General features: G+C 61.9%; 18 protein-coding genes. 7 read left to right on the forward strand and 11 right to left on the reverse strand.

Annotated elements, in window-relative coordinates; all coding sequences use genetic code 11:
* The 9 genes from V5F48_RS10670 to V5F48_RS10710 form a co-directional block, all read right to left on the reverse strand.
* Positions 1 to 567: a terminase small subunit gene (locus V5F48_RS10670; protein WP_394258684.1), complete on the reverse strand. Its 567-nt coding sequence runs from the start codon at positions 565 to 567 to the stop codon at positions 1 to 3.
* Positions 568 to 688: 121 nt separating this feature from the next.
* The gene (locus tag V5F48_RS10675) at positions 689 to 3,283 is read right to left on the reverse strand and encodes a DUF3987 domain-containing protein (RefSeq protein ID WP_394258685.1); all 2,595 of its coding nucleotides are present in this window, start codon (positions 3,281 to 3,283) and stop codon (positions 689 to 691) included.
* A 312-nt stretch (positions 3,284 to 3,595) separates the two neighbouring features.
* The gene (locus tag V5F48_RS10680) at positions 3,596 to 3,775 is read right to left on the reverse strand and encodes a helix-turn-helix domain-containing protein (RefSeq protein ID WP_394258686.1); all 180 of its coding nucleotides are present in this window, start codon (positions 3,773 to 3,775) and stop codon (positions 3,596 to 3,598) included.
* Positions 3,776 to 3,807: 32 nt separating this feature from the next.
* Positions 3,808 to 4,686 carry a hypothetical protein gene (locus tag V5F48_RS10685; protein ID WP_394258687.1) on the reverse strand — a complete coding sequence of 293 codons (879 nt, stop codon included), beginning with the start codon at positions 4,684 to 4,686 and terminating at the stop codon, positions 3,808 to 3,810.
* A gap of 207 nt (positions 4,687 to 4,893) precedes the next feature.
* Entirely contained in the window at positions 4,894 to 5,271 is a 378-nt protein-coding gene (locus tag V5F48_RS10690) for a hypothetical protein (RefSeq protein WP_394258688.1), read from the reverse strand.
* A gap of 13 nt (positions 5,272 to 5,284) precedes the next feature.
* A complete protein-coding gene (locus tag V5F48_RS10695) occupies positions 5,285 to 5,614 on the reverse strand; it encodes a hypothetical protein (protein ID WP_394258689.1) in 330 nt (109 codons plus the stop codon).
* A gap of 543 nt (positions 5,615 to 6,157) precedes the next feature.
* Positions 6,158 to 8,203, reverse strand: coding sequence for a hypothetical protein (locus V5F48_RS10700; protein WP_394258690.1), 2,046 nt, complete (start codon positions 8,201 to 8,203; stop codon positions 6,158 to 6,160).
* Positions 8,203 to 8,664, reverse strand: a complete 462-nt coding sequence (locus tag V5F48_RS10705) for a hypothetical protein (RefSeq protein WP_394258691.1) — start codon at positions 8,662 to 8,664, stop codon at positions 8,203 to 8,205. Before V5F48_RS10705 ends, V5F48_RS10700 begins: the two co-directional genes overlap by 1 nt.
* Positions 8,633 to 8,866 (reverse strand): hypothetical protein, encoded by a 234-nt coding sequence (locus tag V5F48_RS10710; RefSeq protein WP_394258692.1) that lies wholly within the window; start codon positions 8,864 to 8,866, stop codon positions 8,633 to 8,635. Before V5F48_RS10710 ends, V5F48_RS10705 begins: the two co-directional genes overlap by 32 nt.
* Before the next feature lie 132 nt (positions 8,867 to 8,998).
* On the opposite strand from V5F48_RS10710, the gene V5F48_RS10715 reads away from it, so the two are divergent.
* Complete coding sequence (locus V5F48_RS10715; protein ID WP_394258693.1) at positions 8,999 to 9,295, forward strand: type II toxin-antitoxin system RelE/ParE family toxin; 297 nt, start codon at positions 8,999 to 9,001, stop codon at positions 9,293 to 9,295.
* 1 nt (position 9,296) lies between these two features.
* Positions 9,297 to 9,590, forward strand: a complete 294-nt coding sequence (locus tag V5F48_RS10720) for an addiction module antidote protein (RefSeq protein ID WP_394258694.1) — start codon at positions 9,297 to 9,299, stop codon at positions 9,588 to 9,590.
* An 83-nt stretch (positions 9,591 to 9,673) separates the two neighbouring features.
* On the opposite strand, the gene V5F48_RS10725 is transcribed toward V5F48_RS10720, so the two are convergent.
* The gene (locus V5F48_RS10725; protein ID WP_394258695.1) at positions 9,674 to 10,285 is read right to left on the reverse strand and encodes a recombinase family protein; all 612 of its coding nucleotides are present in this window, start codon (positions 10,283 to 10,285) and stop codon (positions 9,674 to 9,676) included.
* A 284-nt stretch (positions 10,286 to 10,569) separates the two neighbouring features.
* On the opposite strand from V5F48_RS10725, the gene V5F48_RS10730 reads away from it, so the two are divergent.
* From V5F48_RS10730 to V5F48_RS10750, 5 genes are all read left to right on the forward strand, one after another.
* Entirely contained in the window at positions 10,570 to 12,408 is a 1,839-nt protein-coding gene (locus V5F48_RS10730; RefSeq protein WP_394258696.1) for a class I SAM-dependent DNA methyltransferase, read from the forward strand.
* The gene (locus V5F48_RS10735; protein ID WP_394258697.1) at positions 12,401 to 13,618 is read left to right on the forward strand and encodes a restriction endonuclease subunit S; all 1,218 of its coding nucleotides are present in this window, start codon (positions 12,401 to 12,403) and stop codon (positions 13,616 to 13,618) included. The genes V5F48_RS10730 and V5F48_RS10735 overlap by 8 nt, the downstream gene beginning before the upstream one ends.
* Positions 13,615 to 14,253 (forward strand): hypothetical protein, encoded by a 639-nt coding sequence (locus tag V5F48_RS10740; protein ID WP_394258698.1) that lies wholly within the window; start codon positions 13,615 to 13,617, stop codon positions 14,251 to 14,253. Before V5F48_RS10735 ends, V5F48_RS10740 begins: the two co-directional genes overlap by 4 nt.
* Positions 14,253 to 17,462 (forward strand): type I restriction endonuclease subunit R, encoded by a 3,210-nt coding sequence (locus V5F48_RS10745; protein WP_394258699.1) that lies wholly within the window; start codon positions 14,253 to 14,255, stop codon positions 17,460 to 17,462. Before V5F48_RS10740 ends, V5F48_RS10745 begins: the two co-directional genes overlap by 1 nt.
* Before the next feature lie 79 nt (positions 17,463 to 17,541).
* Complete coding sequence (locus V5F48_RS10750) at positions 17,542 to 17,721, forward strand: hypothetical protein (RefSeq protein ID WP_394258700.1); 180 nt, start codon at positions 17,542 to 17,544, stop codon at positions 17,719 to 17,721.
* Positions 17,722 to 17,952: 231 nt separating this feature from the next.
* Here the strand turns inward: V5F48_RS10750 and V5F48_RS10755 are convergent, their stop codons facing one another.
* Complete coding sequence (locus V5F48_RS10755; RefSeq protein ID WP_394258701.1) at positions 17,953 to 19,161, reverse strand: tyrosine-type recombinase/integrase; 1,209 nt, start codon at positions 19,159 to 19,161, stop codon at positions 17,953 to 17,955.
* Positions 19,162 to 19,569 lie beyond the last annotated feature (408 nt).

Raw genomic sequence — 19,569 nt, forward strand, 5'->3', positions numbered from 1 at the left:
TCATGCTGCCCTGTCGTCATTCTCGGCGCGGGGAAAAGCCGGCGTCGCGACAGGCTTGATGCTCGTGCCTTGGATCGCCTTCACCAGCAGCGTGAGCGGGTTCTCTGCGTCGCCCTTCAGGGTGAGCTTGTCGTTCAGCATGCCCAGGTGACGCGCCAGCAGCGTGAGCGCGCCCAGCTTGTCGGCCAGCTTGATCTTCCTGACGCTGCCGGTGTGCTCGCCATCCTCGTTCAGGATCTCAGCGACCTCCAGGCCGGCAATCGCTGCGGCCGTCTCGTCGTCGAGCTGATCGAGCGGCTTCATGCTGCCGTCCGGATTGAACGCCTTGCGGATATCGAAGAAGGCGATGCGTGCCAACTCCTGAAGGACGCGTTCGGCAGTGATCCCCGTCCGAGCGGACCGTTCGTCCATCGCCCTTTGAATTTCACGAGCAATGTCTGGTTTAATGAGGTTCTCACTACCGATCTTCACCGCAGTCCAGCGGCTGTAACCTGCCCTGATCGCCGCTTGGGTGGCGTTTAGGTCCACTAGGTACTCTTCCACAAATCGTCTCTGCCGGGGTGTCATCTCTCTCTTCCTCTCTTACCCTGTCCAGAAAATCCAGTTATCCAGAAAGTGTTTTTTGTAATTAATTTCAATTAGATACGCAAATCCACTTTACGGATAGACGGCATTTTCTGGCGTCAAGTTAATCAGGCACGGCTGTCGGGGGGCACACCATGAAGTCCTTGGCCGGGCGGCCCTTGCCGCGTGATCCGGGCACTGCCGCCGCCTTTATGTACCCAAGGTCTTCCAGTTCCTCGCAAGCTGCGGTCATCGCCGCCGCTTGCCGAAGTTGCCCTCCGATCTTGTATCGGAGCTTGGACGCATTAAAGGTTTTCAGGCTGTTGGCCTGGAGGTATCTCGCAAGTGCCGCGGCGTTGCTCTCTACGGCCGGCACGGCGGCATCGCCGAACACGCGTTCAGCCATGGGAATGAAGTAGCTGAGCATCATCTCGCACGCCGTCGCGACAGCGGCCTCGCCGATCTCGGTGGGCTCATCGAACGGATCGCGCGACGAGGCAGCCCACCATAGGTAGGCGAGGATCGTGGCGAGGCGCACGACATTGCCCCGGACTTTACCGAGGGTGCCCCTCATCAGCCGGGAGGCGCCTTCCTCTCTCGCCTTCATGTCGCGCGCGATGTGCTCAAGCCGCTGGATCGCGGCTTCCTCCAGCGGCACAAGCACCGGGGTATCGGGGCGGCCGGCCGGCTGCGGGTCCATGCCGAGGCGGGCGAGGCGGCTGATCACGCGTTGCGCCACGCTGTCATCCACGCGCTCGCGAGCGACGGTGAAGCCGGGAACAGGGTCCGGCCAGCACCAGAGGAAGCGTGAGACCAAACCGTCATCAGTGCCGGTGATCAGCTCTGCCGCCCGATCCGGCTGGATGCCGCCCACAATGCCGATGGCAAGATGTGGAATGCGGATCGGATCGTCCACCTTCACCCTGTCTACGATGTGGCTGCGCCCGTTGTAGGCCTGCAACCAGAATGTCCGATCTGCGCCACCGCTCCCGCTGTATCTGCCAAAACTGGCGAAGAGACCGGCAAGTTCGTCATGGAAGGAGAGGAAGCCTTTCGGATTGCCCTGCGCGATGTGCGCCAACTTCTCGATGGTGGCATCCTGCACCATGACGCGGCCTAGGAATGGCTTTGTGGGCTCGTCCATGCCTTCGGGGACCGAAAGCGGGACGGCCCTTGTCAACTCCGGGTCGCCCCGCATCGCCTCCCGAAGGGCTGATTTGTACGCTGCGCGTACCGCCTCGGCGGCGACCTTTTTGGTCTCCCATTCGGCCATCTGCTCGCGATAGACGGAGTCGAGGCGAGCCTCCTCGTCCGAGACAAGGCTCATGACCGCGCCGAGGGCGGGTGACTTGCCCGCTGAAGGGAAACCAACGAGAGCGCTGAAAAGGATGGGGGGCTCGTTCCACTTGGCTCCGGCCAGGGCGCGGCGCTGGTTTCCGATGACCCCACCGGCCAGCGCGAGGAGCGCAGTGCCCACATAATCAACGGGCGCGCATGTCGCCTTGGCGGTTGCCCGCACCCACGCCGCGAGCTGGGGGCCGAACCAATCTGAATCGAACGCGGGAGGCGCACGGCGGTGCTCGCCGAGCATCGACATGTCTGGAGCGGCCCACGTCGCTCCCGCTGCTACGGCGGCGGCGCCTACCTCGCTGGGCGCGCCATTGTCAGGACTGGCGAGATCCCGGTTCAACTCCACCGCCCGGCGCGCCTCCTCTTCCTCATCTGCCCATGCGGCGGGGAAAGAGGCCGGCTTCGCCAAACCAGCTTTCATCCCGCTGGTGATGGTTCGACGCGCCTCGGGAACCGAGAGGCCGCATTCCAGCGCCGCCGCCAGCAGGGCCTCCCGTGCCTCGCCCTCATCGAGAAAGCCGGCAGCGGCGTAGGTGGCGCAGTTGTGTGCGGCGACATTCAAGCGGTGGTTTCGGCCGCCTTCCGCTGCTGAAGCGACGGCTTTGGCCTCCCGGTCGAGAGCAGAGCGTGCATAGGCCAGCCGGCGGGGATCAAGCGTGTCCGGCAGCAGGCGGATGGCCGGTGATGGAGCGCTAGCCGGCTCCGGCTTCGGCCGCTCGATCAGTCGGTAAAGCCAATCCGGAGCGTCGGGAAAATCGGTGTCGGCGAAGGGCACGGAGAGCCACTGATAGCTGCGACCGTCGCTGCGCACGGACGGGGCGAGGACGACGTAACCCCCGTCGCCGCGCACGTCGATGCCAGGGGCGACCTTGCCGACTGAGTTCTTGACTGGCCGATCAGGGTCGAAACGGAAGAAAAGGTGCGTGCCGCAGCGGGGCGTTTCTGCGCAGGGGCAGTTCGGTAGCCGGCCATGGGTGGCTTCAAGCTGATCGAGTGCGGCGCCGCCGTCGAGGCGCTTTTCAGGATCAACGTCGAGGTCGAGCACCCACACGCCAGATGCCGTGCCAGTGGGCAAACCAACCATCGCCTGGGGCCATCGCTGCCACCATGCGCGGATGATCGGGACGATCGTCGTGGCGTCGCGATGCCCGTGATCGGTCAAAGGTGCCTTCGTTGCGGGATCGCAGGGAAAGACTGGCCAGCCCTTCGTCGCATAATCGAGCGCGGCCGCAAGCTCTTCTGTCGCGATTTCCGAGAATTTTGCGTTGCCGGCCAGTGTCGAATTGGATATGTTACCCACGGTTGCAGGGCCTTTGTGTTTTGAATGGACTGGTCTCGGCAAAGGCCAGCCCTTTTCTTTTTCACGCACCGAAGGTGCATCCCGATCCGTCTATTCAGCTTCTCGTCGTCGGCGTTCCTCTTCAAGCTCGGCGCGCGTCTTCGTGAGATAGTCTGACGCGGGCGGGGCGGACGGATCTTGAACCCACCGGCCGCACCAGCCGATGATGGTGTCGACTTTCGGATGGGCTCCGTCTGCCCGTTTTGAGTTTACAACCCTGCATTCGCCCCTCGGCCAGTTCGTGCCGCGCTCCAGCGGGAAGAAGAAGCGGCAAGTGGAGCACGAGGTCCCATCCGGTGAGCCATTTCCTCGACGGTTTTGGAAGTTGTCCGTGCGCATCGGTCAGCCCTCCATGCCAAGGAGGGCTTCGAGGTCGCTGACGAGAACAAGTCGGCGGCCACAAATCTTGCAATCCCGAATTCGGCGCTGCGTCAAAAGCTTGTACAAGGTAGTCCTGCTGACGGAATACCGAAGTGCTGCGTCCTTGATGGAGATTGCGCGGGGAACGATTTCGTTTGTCATTGGGATCACCTTGCGTTCGCGGTGATCCACACTTATTCGCAACCATCTTCGCCTGTCGAAAACAACAATTTCGCCAAGCTCATTTTCTTGGCGTAATTTTCTTGGCGCAATTTACGTGCTTCCGCCTCCACTTTGGACGGGCGGCCTGAACCGCTGCGGGTAGGAAACAGCTTCTTGGATGCCTTCTCAACATTCCGGCGAGGGACGGGTGCGCAGCGTTCGGCCAGAGCGTTGTTCAACTCGCGGTGCAGATTAGCTGGGTTCAGCGGATGCTTGCTCGTGCCTCCAAACCAGTCGTTGATCTTTCCAATCATCAAAAGCAGTTCGGCCTCTGAGGTCGTTGGCAACGTTGTATCGGGGGCGAGCTCAAGGCCTTCTGTCGTGGCCGCACCCAGGTGATCCCGCAGAAAGGCAATGAACGCAGCGCGCTCCACGATGACAAAGCGCCACTCATCTGGGCTGTTAGGCTGGAGCGCGCCATCTAGCCGTATCAGTGATGTATACCTTCTCGTATTGTCAGCCTCGTGAGAAAACGGACTGATTGATCCATCTTCAAAATCAAAGCCCCGCACGGCATCAATTGAGAACCACCACTCGCCAATCAGCTCCGATCGTCCTGTATTATTTGGCTCATCCTCCCGGAACCGCTTGGGTTGCCCCCTCATTGGGAGCCTGCCCGCGAGCGCCGCCGCCTGGAGACAACGCTGGAGGTTTGCAACAGCCGCGTTGAACCCGTCCGCGTCGTCTGCGGCGAGACCTTCAAGCAAGGCTCCTTGAAGCGGGATCGCTTCGTATACATCACAGTCGTCAGGCGTCACCTGACCCCAAAGCGCGAACTGCATAGCTTCGTCGAGGCGAAGCCATGCTCCGGCCGGAAGACGATTGATGTCGAAAACTGGTTTCGGGTCCATTTTCGCACATCCTGCGCGTGGAATTGGTTTGTCTCGCACGTCTGCGGACGTGGTCGGACGTATTATAGATGACCCAATCTTACGGCCAGTATACAATCCACAGATTATTGTCCGGAAGCGAATTGCTTCGCCCATGAAAAATGCCCCCGCCATGGAGGTGACGAGGGCGCTGAAGGAATAGCCGAATGTGATCTGGCAGAGAAGGTTTTATGGCCTGACGTAGATATTTCCCCCAAATGGGCTACCTGCACCAAACGGATTGTTGATGCTGTCGGGAGAAGATGGGCTTCCGTAGCGCCCGAATGGATTGCTGGTGCTATCCGGATCGAAGGGATTGGTGCTGAGCCGCCCACGATAGTTGCCCTGCTCGTCATAGAGCTTCGGCGCGTTCGTGGCGTAGGGGTTTGTCCACGAATTATTGCTGTACGGGCTCCCTCGGTCGGAATAGGGGTTCATCAACCCATTGGGCTTGTAGGGACTTCCGGCGCCGTAGGGATTGGAAAGGCAATTCGGATCGAAAGGGCAGACGGCCCCGGCAGTGCTGGCAGACAGCAGCAGGACGATGGATGCGGTGATGGTGCGCATGTGATGCCCCCCATCAGGCCTGAGCGGGCGCAGGCGCCGCGTGGAATTCACAGAGCCTGTCGAAAAGAGAGACCAGCTCGACGTTCGCGCGAGCGACTTCAAAAAAATCGCCCGTGGAGCGCACGTACGCTGCCTTCGCCCGCGCCTCCTCCTCAGTCTGCGGACGGCTCACGAGCAAAGCAATCCGCGCCTCGACAAGATTGTCATACAACGCGTCCGCAATCTCGTCGGCCCGCTTGTACTCCTGCGAGCCATAAACGAAGTCGTTAGCGACAGTGAATGCCGCATTGGCAGCAATCTGGGCGTCGCGATGTGCTTCGATCAATTTCTGCATGACAGACATGGGTATTTTCCTTGGCTATAGCGTGAAGCGTGTTCAGATTTGCTCGCACTCTATGGTGATCTTCGCGAACTAAAGATCCGCTCTGCGATCATATGATCGTGCAACGCCAAGAAACTACGTGGCAGCTTTGCCGGCCGTCCAATGAAGCATTTGAATCGATCCAGCGGCATTCATCATGGGGATGAATCGTTGGGCTGGAGCGCAGGTTGACCACAAGTGCTGCTGACGGCATCTTTCGGATGGCTCCGGGTCGCCCCGTGTCTGGTCAGCCGGTCCTTCTAGATCGGATATGGCAGCGGTATTGATGGTGGCTTGGGGTCGCCGCTTTGGCCCGAGACCGCGCCAGGGGACCCAGCAATGGGTTGATGGGTCTGCGCCCCTTCCCAAAGCGGCTTCTCCCCCTCGGACGTGGGGATCAAGGCACCGCCACGACCGATGCTGGTAAGATAAAACCAACCCCAAGTCCCAACGCCCGAAGCGATGGCGGCGAAGCACTGTAAAACGCCGTCGCCGTTGCTGGCAATCCTGCGGTGGCCCGCCGGCTCACTCCTCGGGCTCAGTGGGCATATCCTCAATCGCGTCCATGACTTTTCGTGCGGCGGCCTTCGTCAGCCGCACCGCCTGAAGGTGACCGTACCCTGCATCGCGAAGCTGGCGATAGTAGGCGCTCTCCTCCGCAAGCTTTGAGGAACCTGAAGCGCCCCCTGCCGGCGTGCTCGCCATCTCATCAATCACACGGACAGCTTCACGCGCGGCCCCACCACCGCCCTGCAAGCCGCCCACAACGGCACCGGCAGTCGCGCTACCGCCGGTCGCCATCGAAGCAACGACGGTAGGCACCACGCTGCCAAGGACATCCGAGGCCAATGCGACGTAGCCGTAGAAGCTCGGGTTTTTGCCGAGTGTCCACGTCGATGGCTTGAGAAGATCACCCTCCGGCGTCGAGTTCGCAATGGCGCGCTTGGTATATTCCGAAACACCACCACGCGTCCGTTCACCCATCCCGTGAAGCGTGCTGGCAACTCCCTCCATGAGGTTGGCTGGACGATACGCCGTACCCGTCGCTGCCTCGACCAACGGCGCACTGGCATTGCGCGCGATGATCTTGGACGCAACGCCAGCGCCGTGAGCCGTATCGCCAAGAGCGCCATAGACGCCTGCGGACCCCAGCAAAGCGATGTCGCGGGCCTTGCCCGCCACGCCCGGCTCATCCGCCTCGGGTAGTTTCGCCCGTGGCGGAATGGCCGTGGTGCCGGCCTCAGGGGAGATGCCACCTGGCATCCAGATCGGAGGGGAACTCGCGGTCGGCTGCGTCCTTCCGGTCGCGCCCTGCGCAAGGAAATCAACCTGCGGCAGCTTCGCGCGTGACTTTGCCAACGCATCCTGTTGCTGAGGGCGGCCGGGCATCCACAGCGACGGGGCTTGTACCGCCGGGGGCATTGCTTGAGGCAGGATAGTAGAGGCTGACGGCGCCTGCCGTTGAGCGACCTCCTTTTGCGCCGCTGCTTCTTGCTCCCGGATAAGAGCGACGGCCCGGCTCGTCTTCTCCTGATCCGGGAGCCTGAAGAAGGTGGGGTCGTTCGCCATAAGCGTGCGCGTCGCGGACTCGATCCGCTTGCGGAACTGCTCGACGCCACCAGGACCCTGCGCTTCGGCCTGTTTCAGCATGTGCTCGAACAGCAACTTGTTTTGATCGCGCTGTTCGCTGCGATTTTCCTTCGCAATCTCAGTGCGCGCCTTATCCGTTGCCTCAAGCTGGCTCATGCCGAACTTGAACACCTGTTCCGGCGACATCACCATCATGCCGTAGCGGTACAGACTTTCCATGCCGTCGAAAGACTGCTTCGTGACCTTGCCGTCCGGGGTGGTGAACTCGATATCGGCGCCGATAGCCCGGCCACTTTGATCCTTGCGGATGGTCGCCTTGGCCTTCATTCCGTCATCGAAGTAGCCGGGTGCATTGTAGGCGTCGGAGATGTGCTTGGCGAACCCGTCTGCATCGCCCATCTGGGCCGCCTGCATGCCATGCACCCAACTCTCCATGCCCTTCTGGACCTGTTCGTTCTTCACCCACTCCTGGTAGGCCTTGGCCTTCTCCGGCTGTCCGGCACGGATGTAAGCCTCGGTCACCTTGGGTGTGCCCTCCTTCACGTAATAGTCGAGGAAGGGCTTCACGCCGTCCTGCGCGGCCGTCTTGGCCTGAGCCTGATCTGTGAAGGTCTTATCGCCTACCTGCCATGCCGGGAGGCCCTTGCCATCCATGGTCGGACCCTGCGCCTCGATAGGCTGGATCGATTTCCCGATGTCGGCATTGCGCTTCGCGGTGGCATCGGTGGCGGCCTGATCGTAGGCGCCTTTGATGGTATCCGCCGACTTCCATTCCTGCCGCTGGCGGTCACGCTGCTCCCGCTGGAAGCCGATGCTCTCGTCTTCCGACGCGCGACGCCGCGTCCGATCCTCTGCCGCAATGGTGCGGTCTTCATCCTCGTAGCGCCGCTTGCGCTCGCGGTCTTCCTTCGAGGTCATCATCTTGTCCATGGTGGCAAAGCCGGTCATGAACGAACCAATTCCCAATCCGCCGCTGGCCATCACGCGTCCCCCTCAGTGTTGGTAGTGAGGGCGACGCTGGCCGTGGCCCCATTGAAAGCAGCTTTGATTTCCGCCATGCGCGCCAGAACATCGGGATGCAGCGCAGTCTCCACCGCGTCGCCGCGATCAATCGCACGGCGCAAGCGAGCAGCATTGGCCTCGATCTTGGATCGGCGCCGGTCGCCCTCCAGATCCGCAATGGCCATGAGCGCGATAGCCTGCACGTGGTGCAGGGCAGCGATCCGCTCCACATCAGCGTGTGAGGCGTCAGCTTCGGTGGCGCGGGATGTCGAGCGCAGGATGAAGATGTCCGCACCGCCCTCAGCGGCGGCGGCTTGCAGCGCGGAAAGGCGCCTGAAGGCCGTCAGCGGATCGAATACCGAAGGCTCGAACCCGATGAAGTAGCGGAGGATGAAGGCGGGAACCGGCTCAGCGCCGGGTGAAGACGGATTGCGGCGCATCGTGCGCTCCTGTGCGGTTGGCGGCGACCGGAGCATTGCCAACGGTCGTACCGTTCTTCTTCGTCAGCTCGAAACGCGTCCCATCCGGGAACTCGATGGCGAGACGCGCGTGGTGCCCCCCTGAAGTCCGGCGTTCGGCAAGCATCACCACGGCGTCGCCGATGCGGAGAACTTCGCCCATGTGGAGGGAAACGAGCTTCATGCGCCAACGATAGCGCGGCTCATAATATACTGCAATATCAAACAGTTATGAGGACAGGCGCGGACATTGGCGGACGACTGTGAACGTCCTCGGACGTTGACAAGCCGATCTTTTGTGAACTATAGTTTACACATGATCGAGGTGCGCCAGACCGACGAATTCATCGCCTGGATCAAAGCGCTTCGTGATGCCAATGCCCGAGCGCGGATCGTCAACCGTATGCGCCGCCTCGCTGCCGGCAATCCCGGCGATGTGAAGCCGATAGGCTCAGGCGTCAGTGAAATGCGGATCGACTACGGTCCCGGCTACCGGGTCTATTTCGTGCAACGCGGTGATGTTCTGGTGATCCTGCTGTGCGGCGGGGACAAGCGCACGCAGGAAAAGGACATCGCTATGGCCAAGGCGCTCGCCGAGGATCTGGAGGAATGACATGGCAACCAAGACCACCAAATTCGACGCGGCGGACTACATCGACACCACCGAGGATGTCATCGCCAACATCGAAGCCGCCTTCGAGGATGGCGACCCTACGGTCATCACCATGACGCTCGGCGACATCGCTCGCTCCAAGGGCATGACGGCGGTCGCGAAGGAGGCTGGCGTGACCCGCGAGGCGCTCTACAAGGCTCTGAGCGCTGATGGCGACCCGAAGCTGTCGACACTGCTGGGGGTGATGAAGGCGCTGGGCCTGCAGCTCACAGTGGTTCGGGGGCGGGCGGCATGAACAACACCGCCGCCGAGGAAGCCGTAGATGCTGCGGCCGTGCGCCGGTTCAAAGAGCAGGTCGCCAAGGGGGAGTAGGCGGCATCAAGCCGCCCGCCTCTTCGCCACCTTGGCGATGGTCGCGCGGCTGCATCCCGTCGCGGCCTGGATCTGCGACCAAGACACCCCCTTCTCCAGCATCGCGGTGATGCCGGCATTGCGTCCCACGTCCTCGGGGCGCCCGGTATAGCGGCCCTCGGCCTTCGCCCTGGTCTGCCCCTGTGCCTGACGGCGGCGCCGGTCCTCGTAATCCTTCCGGGCCACGGCAGCGAGCACGTCCAGCATCATGGCATTCACGGCCGCGAACATGCGCGAAGTGAATTCGTCGGCTGGTGCCGCCAGCATCCACGAGGTGGGCAGGTCGAGCGCCACGACGCGCACCTGCCGGGCGTCCAGCTCGGAGCGGAGGTGCTGCCAGTCGGCGGACGTGAGGCGGGACAGGCGATCCACCTGTTCGATCAGCAGCACGTCACCCGGCCGGCTATCGGCTAGCAGTCGGAACAGCTCCGGCCGCGCCAGCTTCGCGCCGCTCTCGTTCTCAACGTAAGTCGCCGCGATCCGCAGGCCCTTGTCGTTGGCGAAGGCCTCAAGATCGGCCCGAGCACGGGACGCATCCTGCTCATCAGTGGACGCTCTCAGATACAGGCGAACGAGCATGGATGCCCCCCGGACAGTTCACTTTGGATGGTTCATATATATCCAGTTCATTTTGAATGGTCAATAGGTGTTTAGTGAACCGCTCAAAGCGTGGTTCACTTTGGGCATACCCAAAGTGAACTCGATCGAGCAACTCCAGGCAATCCGCCGCATCTGAGGATAGGCCTCTCAGCGCAGGGGCGAACGAGTGGGCTCTTGCTCCTTCTACGGTGACGCTGAATATGGGCGAAGAGAGAGCTTTGAGTCGCTGCGGTGTAACGTGCGGTAGGATGGGGTGTGCGGCGATGGCGAGGCAGGTACTCAAGGATAAATTCACCGCCCTGCTTACAGAGCTGGGCGGGTCCGCTGGCAACGGACGCCTTCGGGAGGCGCTCGGGTGGGCGGAAGACACCTATGATGTCGTCAAGGCGGAGCTGATCGACGAGGGGGCCATTCTGCCCGGCCGGGGACGGGGCGGCTCGGTCCGGCTTGCGGACGCAACAGAGACGGAGGCGGAGGAGGCCCCCGCCGCGGTGGCCCCCGTCCCCGCAGCCCGGCCGAAGGCGCCCCGCGCGCCCACGAACGGCAACGGCAAGGGCGGCGATCTCGGCATCGAGGCGGAGCTGTTCAAGACCGCCGACAAGCTGCGCGGCAACATGGAGCCGTCGGACTACAAGCATGTCGCCCTCGGCCTCATCTTCCTGAAGCACATCTCGGACAGCTTCGAGGCCAAGCGCGCCGAGCTTCTGGCGGACTATCCAGAAGGCGCCGAGGACCGCGACGAATACGCCGCCGACAATGTGTTCTGGGTGCCGCCCGCGGCGCGCTGGTCTCACCTTCAGGCCAACGCCAAGCTGCCCGGCATCGGCAAGCTGATCGACGAGGCGATGCTCGCCATCGAGAAGGACAACGAGAACCTCAAGGGCGTTCTGCCCAAGGATTACGGCCGCCCCGCCCTCAACGCGGTGATGCTGGGCGAGCTGATCGACCTTGTCTCCAACATCGCCCTCGGGCAGGAGAAGGGCACGGCGCGCGACCTGCTGGGCCGGGTCTATGAATATTTCCTCGGCCAGTTCGCCGGCTCCGAGGGCAAGCGCGGCGGCGAGTTCTACACCCCGCGCTCGGTGGTGCGGGTGATGGTGGAGATGCTGGAGCCCTTCAAGGGGCGCATCTACGATCCCTGCTGCGGCTCGGGCGGCATGTTCGTGCAGTCGGAGCGCTTCGTGGAGGAGCACGGCGGGCGCATCGGCGACATCGCCATCTATGGGCAGGAGAGCAATTACACCACCTGGCGCCTCGCCAAGATGAACCTTGCGGTGCGCGGCATCGACGCCGACATCAAGTGGAACAATGACGGCAGCTTCCACAAGGATGAGCTGCGCGACCTGAAGGCGGACTTCATCCTCGCCAACCCGCCCTTCAACATCTCCGATTGGGGCGGCGACCGGCTCAAGGAGGATGCGCGCTGGCGCTATGGCGTGCCGCCCGCCGGCAATGCCAATTTCGCCTGGGTGCAGCATATCGTGCATCACCTCGCCCCGGCCGGGGTGGCAGGGGTGGTGCTGGCCAACGGCTCCATGTCCTCCACCCAGAATGGCGAGGGCGAGATTCGCCGGGCGCTGATCGAGGGGGTGAAGGGCGCGCCGGGCGTTGTGGATTGCATGGTGGCGCTGCCGGGGCAGCTCTTCTATTCCACCCAGATCCCCGCCTGCCTGTGGTTCCTGGCGCGCGACCGCTCCAACGGCATCGCCCGCAACGCCAAGCTGCGGGACCGGCGCGGCGAGGTGCTGTTCATCGATGCCCGCAAGCTCGGCCACATGGTGGACCGCACCCGCAAGGAACTCTCCGACGCCGACATCGAAAGGATCGCCCGCACCTACCACGCCTGGCGCGGCGAGGCCGACGCGGGGGCTTATGAAGACGTGCCCGGCTTCTGCAAGGCGGCGACGCTGGAGGAGATCAGGGCGCACGGATTTGTCCTGACGCCGGGGCGCTATGTAGGGGCAGCAGATGTCGAAGACGACAATCTACCATTTTCGGAGAAGTTCGCCGTTATGAGAGAAAAGCTCGAATCTCAGTTTGCAGCGGCGGACAAACTAACAATTGCAATCCGTGATCGGCTCTCTGAGGTCGCCAATGACTGATTGGCGAGACATAACGTTAGATCAGCTTGGTCGAGTTGTAACCGGAAAGACTCCGCCGACTGCCGATATTGAAAATTACGGTGGTACCATCCCATTCGTTACGCCATCCGACATGGACGGTCGCCGTTCAATCTCAGATACCTCACGCTGTCTGACAGAAAGAGGATTGCGTACAGTAGCCAATGCGAAAATCCCATCAGGGTCTGTAATGGTTTCATGCATCGGTTCAGATATGGGGAAGGCAGCAATCGCTCGGTCTGACTGCATTACTAATCAGCAAATTAATAGCATTGTTGTTAATGCTGACTTCGACCCATTATTCGTCTATTATAACCTAAGTGTTCGCAAGGAAGAGATCCGAAGCGCTGCGAGCGGATCAGCTCAACCGATTATGAATAAGTCGACCTTCGGGCGTATTCGCATTAGCGTCCCCGATAAGACGAAACAAACTGCTATCGCCTCCATCCTCGGCGCGCTAGATGACAAGATTGAACTCAACCGCCAGATGAACGAGACGCTGGAGGCGATGGCGCGGGCGATCTTCAAGGATTGGTTCGTCGATTTCGGCCCCACCCGCGCCAAGATAGAAGGCCGCGCACCCTACCTCGCCCCGGACATCTGGTCGCTGTTTCCCGACCGGCTGGATGAGGAGGGGAGGCCGGAGGGGTGGCAACATTGTCGCTTGTTGGATCTTTGCGAACTCAAGCGCGGTTATGACTTGCCGATTGCCCATAGAGGGGTGGGATCAGTTCCGATCATTTCCTCTTCCGGCCTTTCGGGCACACATAATCGATCGATGGCAAAGGCACCAGGCGTCGCAACAGGTCGATACGGCACGATCGGCGAAGTCTTCTTCATCGAAGAGGATTTTTGGCCGCTAAACACAGCGCTCTATGTCTGTGATTTCAAGGGATCGGCGCCGCGATTCATTTTTTATATTCTTGGATCTATCGATTTTATGATTTATTCCGATAAGGGAGCCGTTCCGGGGATAAATCGCAATCACTTACATGAGCACGTTGTCATCAGGCCCTCCCCCGAAGTTGAAATGCAATTTGCATCTATACTTGAACCCTTCTGGCAAAGACAACGTCTGAACAAGCTTGAAAATGCGTCACTCGCGGCCACCCGCGACCTCCTCCTCCCCATGCTCATGTCGGGCAAAATCCGGGTGAAGGACGCCGAGAAGCTCATCGAGGAGGTGGCATGATTTGGGATTTTTTGAAGAGCGGACCCTTCTGGGCGTTGATTGGCGTCATCGTCGGAAGTTTGCTTACGACCGTGAAAGACGTATTTCTCGATCGTCGAAATCAGACGCGCTTAGCGACCTACGCAGCGATCCGAATTGTTTGTGTTTTGGATCTCTTTACAGAAGGCTGCCTCAGCGTTGCGACCGACGGAGGAGAGGATCGGCCGCAACCTCACGGCCAAGCTGAGCGTGAACCCACCGTAGACGAGCCAGTCCTGGGGCCTTTTGCTAGTGACATCGATTGGAAATCACTCAGTCCAGAAATGGCTTATAAAATTCTTATCTTTCCCAGCAAAATTGATGAGGCAGAGCGATCAATACACTTTGCCTTTGATATGATTGGAGGGCCTCCGGATTATGCTGAAGGCTTTGAGGAGCGGCAGATTCAATATGCAGAGCTTGGCCTTGCCGCGATAGAAATCACAAATGAGCTCCGAGAAAGGTATAGTATAGCTCCTCTAAGCAATGAGAGTCCGGATTGGGGCCCAGCCAAGCGCCTTCCGGAGATCAAAAATAGAATCGATCAGTCACGTGAGGCTGAACGTCACCGGCGCGAAGCAATATTTGGCGAGCGCGCGAGCGCGGAGCTTAGTTGATGCCCTATCTCTCCGAAGCCGCCCTTGAACAGCTCGTGCTCCATCAGCTCGGAGCGCTCGGCTATGCCTGCGCTAGCGAGGCGGAGATCGGGCCGGACGGGACGGCGCCGGAGCGGGAGAGCAATTCCGACGTCCTCCTTCTCAAGCGCCTCGCCGCCGCCATCGACCGGCTCAACCCCATGATCCCCGCAGAAGCGCGGGGCGATGCCCTGCGCAAGGTGCTCGCCACCGAGATGCCGTCCCTCATCGAGGAGAACCGCCGTCTCAGCCGCCTGATGGTGGAGGGCGTTCCGGTGGAATATTATGCCGAGGACGGCACCATCCGCGGCGATACGGTGCGGCTGATCGATTTCGACACTGTGGACGCTAACGACTGGCTCGCCACCCGCCAGTTCCCCATCGTCGCGGGCGGCTTCAGCCGGCGGCCTGACGTGGTGGTGTTCGTCAACGGCCTGCCCCTCGGCGTCATCGAGCTGAAGGCGCCGGGCAGCGAGAATGCCACCCTCGCCGGCGCCTATACCCAGCTCCAGACCTACAAGGCGCAGATCCCCGCGCTGTTCCACACCAACGCCGTGCTCGTCACGTCCGACGGCCTTTCCGCCCGCATCGGCTCGCTCACCGCCGACCAGGAGCGCTTCATGCCCTGGCGCACCACGGACGGCGCCGCCATCGCCCCCAAGGGCCAGCCGGAACTTTCCGTGCTGATCGAAGGCGTGTTCGATCGCCGCCGCCTGCTCGATCTGGTGCGCGACTTCACCGTGTTCGGCGAAACCGGCTCTGGCCTCGCCAAGATCATCGCCGGCTATCACCAGTTCCACGCCGTCAAGCGCGCCGTCGCCTCCACCCTGCGCGCGCTGGCGCTGAACACGGGAAGCGAGCCCGACGGCTTCCACGAGGAGCCGGCCAAATACGGCCTTCCCGATGTTCAGGACCACGAGGCGGGCGACAAGCGCATCGGCGTCATCTGGCACACGCAGGGCTCCGGCAAGAGCCTGCTCATGGCCTTCTATGCCGGCCAGCTGGTGCGCCATCCCGGCATGGAGAACCCGACCATTGTCGTCGTCACCGACCGCAACGATCTCGACGAGCAGCTGTTCAACACCTTCGCTTTGTGCCGTGACCTGATCCGCCAGACGCCGGTGCGGGTGGACAGCCGCGAGGCGCTGCAAGCGGAGCTGCAACGCGCCTCCGGCGGCGTGATCTTCACCACCATCCAGAAATTCGCGCCCGGCATCGGCGAGACGAGCTACCCCAGCCTCACCACCCGCCGCAACGTGGTGGTGATCGCCGACGAGGCCCACCGCAGCCAATACGGCTTCGGCGCGCGGGTGGAGAAGTCCGGCGCCATGGCCTACGGCTTCGCCAAGCACCTGCGCGACGCACTGCCCAACGCCTCCTTCATCGGCTTCACCGGAACGCCCATCGAGAAGGACGACGTGAACACGCCGATGGTGTTCGGCGACTATATCGACATCTACGACATCTCCCGCGCGGTGGAGGACGGCGCCACGGTGCCGATCTATTACGAGAGCCGCCTCGCCCGCATCACGCTGCCGGAGGACGAGAAGCCTCGCATCGATGCCGAGATTGAGGAGCTGACTGAGGATCAGGCCGTCACCGAGCAGGAGGCCATCAAGCGCAAGTGGGCGACCATCGAAGCTCTCGTCGGCTCCCGCAAGCGACTGAAGATGGTCGCCGAGGATCTGGTGCAGCACTTGGAAAACCGCCTCGCCGCCCTCGATGGCAAGGCCATGGCGGTGTGCATGAGCCGGCGCATTTGCGTCGCGCTCTATGACGAGATCATCGCGCTTCGCCCGGCCTGGCACAGCGACGACGACGCGGCCGGCAAGATCAAGGTGGTGATGACCGGCTCGGCCTCCGATCCTCCCGACTGGCAGCAGCACATCGGCGGCAAGGCCCGGCGCGAAAAGCTCGCCTTGCGGGCGAAGGACGCGAACGATCCGCTCAAGCTGGTGATCGTGCGCGACATGTGGCTCACCGGCTTCGATGCTCCGTCCATGCACACCATGTATGTGGATAAGCCCATGAAGGGCCACGGCCTGATGCAGGCCATCGCCCGCGTGAACCGCGTGTTCCGCGACAAGCCCGCGGGCCTCGTTGTGGACTATATCGGCATCGCGCAGAACCTGAAGGCCGCGCTGGGCCAATATTCCGGCGCGGACCAGCGCCAGACCGGCATTAATGAGGCTGAAGCCGTCGCCGCCCTGCTTGAGGCTCATGAGGTCGTCGCGGCCATGTATCACGGCTTCGACTATCAGCGCGGCATCACCGGCACGCCCTATGAGCGTCTCGCCATGCTGGCCGAAGCCTTAGAATGGATCTTGGCGCGCCAGCAGGAGGCGGCAGCCCGCGTCACCAGCGAAGAGGACAAGAGGCGCGAGCATCGCCGCTATCAGGATGCGGTCCTCGCACTGTCAAAAGCCTTCGCCCTGGCCGCCGCCAGCGACGAGGCACGCGAGATCAGGGACGAGGTCGGCTTCTTCCAGGCGGTGCGCGCTGCACTCGTCAAGATGGCCGCGGTGGGCGGGGGTAGCGGCACGGGCCGCGAGTTCGCAATCCAGCAGATTCTCGACCGCGCGGTGGTCTCGACCGAGATCGTTGACATCCTCGGCGCCGCAGGGCTCCAGACGCCCGACATCTCGATCCTGTCGGACGCGTTTCTGGCCGAGGTGCAGCAGCTGGAGAAAAAGAACCTCGCCCTAGAGGCCCTGCGCAAGCTGCTGAACGATGAAATCCACTCGCGCACGCGGACGAACGTCGTCGAGACCAAGCGGTTCTCGGAACGCCTTGAAGCGGCAATCGCACGATACCATACGAATGCGGTCAGCACTGTGGAGGTGCTTCAGGAACTCATCGGCCTTGCCAGAGACGTGCGCGCTGCGCGCGAGCGCGGCGAGGAAGAAGGCTTGTCGCAGGACGAGATCGCCTTTTACGACGCGCTTTCGGAGAATGAGAGCGCCGTCGAGGTGATGGGCAATGATTCACTGAAAGTGATCGCCCATGAACTTCTCGTCGGATTGAAAGGGAGCGCATCGGTGGATTGGTCCCACCGGGATAGCGCGCGGGCGCGAATGCGGGTGTTGGTGAAGCGCATTCTCCGGAAGCATGGCTATCCACCCGACTTTCAGGACGACGCCGTGCAAACCGTGCTGCGCCAAGCCGAGGCATTGTCCGCGAGTTGGGCGTAGCAGGACTGGTGGGGCTCGCCTTCTTTCTAATCTCCGGAGCCCAACTTTCGGGGGTGTCCGGGCAGAGTCGGAGTAGATCATGGCCGAGCGATTTGAACGCCACCGCCAGCCTTGGACCCATGAGGAACTCGAAAAGCTCAAAGTGCTCGCCAAGAAGGGCATGGCACTCAAGGCGATCTCGAAAGCGATGACGCGCAGCGAGGAATCCATCAAAGACCGCGCGAAAATCGATGGTATCGGGATCGCCAAGCTCCGTTAGGCCCTGCTCACGGTACAGCCCCGAATGCGCGCCCCATGCCCCCCAGGCATTGGCTCTCACGGAGCGCCAAACCAATTTCTGGATTTTCTGGATTTCCAAGCATCCAGAAAGTGACACTCATAACGCATTGGAAATACTAAGATTCTTATTTTCTGGATTTTCTGATTTTCTGGCATAGAGACACATTTTTCTATAAGTAGTAGTATTATAGTATGGATATGCCTCTATGACCTATCCCACGGCCACTGCCTGGCAATGGGATGCCCATGCCATCATCAGCTCCCGGCGCTTCTCCAAGGCATCACCCCGGCGATAGGCCCGCTCTGTGGCATCCCCCACGACATGGGCAAGGGCGGCCTCGGCGATCTCCCGTGGGAAGCCCGTCTCCTCTGCGGCCCAGTCCCGGAAGGATGAGCGGAAGCCGTGGACGGTGATCTCCAGCTTCTGGCGGCGGAGCAGCATCTCCATGGCCATCCCGCTCAAGGGGCGGCCCTTCCGCTGCCCAGGGAAGATGTACGCCCCCTTGTCGTCATCCTCTGGGTGCAGGGCCTCCAGTGCCCTCAGGATCGCAATGGCGGGCGCCGTGAGAGGCACACGATGCTCACGGCCGGCCTTCATGCGAGCGGCCGGCACGGTCCATACCTCAGCCTTCAGATCGACCTCGCCCCACATCGCCCCCAGCACCTCACCCGACCGGGCGGCCGTCAGGATGGCGAACTCCAGCGCTCGCGCTGCCATGGCCTCTCGCATCCGCAGTTCGGTGAGGAAGGCTGGCACCTCGGCATAAGGCATGGCGGGGTGATGACCACGCTGGAGCTTCTGGCGCTTCGGCAGAAGGGTGTCGAGGTGGCCGCGCCAGCGGGCAGGGTTCTCCCCCGTGCGCAGCCCCTTGGCCTTGGCGGCATCCAGAACCCTTTCGATGCGACCTCGGAGCCGCGAGGCCGTTTCGTTCTTCTCCTGCCAGATGGGCTGAAGCACGGCGAGCACGTCATCAGTCGTGACCTCGCCCAGCTTCTTGTCGCGGATCTTCGCGCAGTAGGCCGGCCCGAGGGTCTGTTTCCACTGATAGACGTGCTTGTCGTTCCGGAACCCACCTTCGATGTTTTCGACGAGGGCATCCGCGAACGCGCCGAAGGAGGGAACCTCCTCAGCCTCCTTTTGGCGTGCCATGGAGGCTTTCCGGCTTTCCAGTGGGTCTTGCCGCTCTGCCGTGAGGCGACGGGCGTCCTCGGCCTTCTGACGAGCCTCAGCGAGCCCCACGTCCCTTGCCGAGCCCAGCCCCATCTCCCGGCGCTTCCCATCGCGGCGGAACATGAAGAGCCAGGCCTTGGTGCCGGTAGGGCCGACTTGGAGGTAGAGCCCACCACCGTCCGCATAGCGGCCCGGCTCCTTCAGGTTTGCCACGGTCCGTGCGGTGAGCCGGTTCGTTGCGCGTGCCACATACCCCTCCGATGGGAAGCCAACCCCACCGGGATCCTAAACATACTAACCCCACCTTCAACCCCACCGCAAAAGCCGGCTTTGGGCGGACGCTCTGGAATGGTCGCGGACAGGATGTAGGATAATTGATTGATAAACATGAAACTTAACGGACGGAGCCGGACGCTCACGGACGGGAGTTCGTCGGACCTCGGCTCCACCAGCCCGATCCACGATCGAACTGCATCCCATCCTGATCAGGACTGGCAGGAACAGACGCCCGGCGGACGCTCGGATAGCTTGCGATTTTAGGCTTCAGAGCAGTGTTCATGCCATCGGCCTCTCGTCTTCGACCGATGCCGCGTGGTTAGCGCTCACATGCCGCGCGGGCTCGGCCCATGGCCCATGAGACAAGCTCAATGGCCATTG

This window comes from Xanthobacter autotrophicus ATCC 700552 (assembly GCF_043194565.1).
GTDB lineage: Bacteria > Pseudomonadota > Alphaproteobacteria > Rhizobiales > Xanthobacteraceae > Xanthobacter > Xanthobacter autotrophicus_F.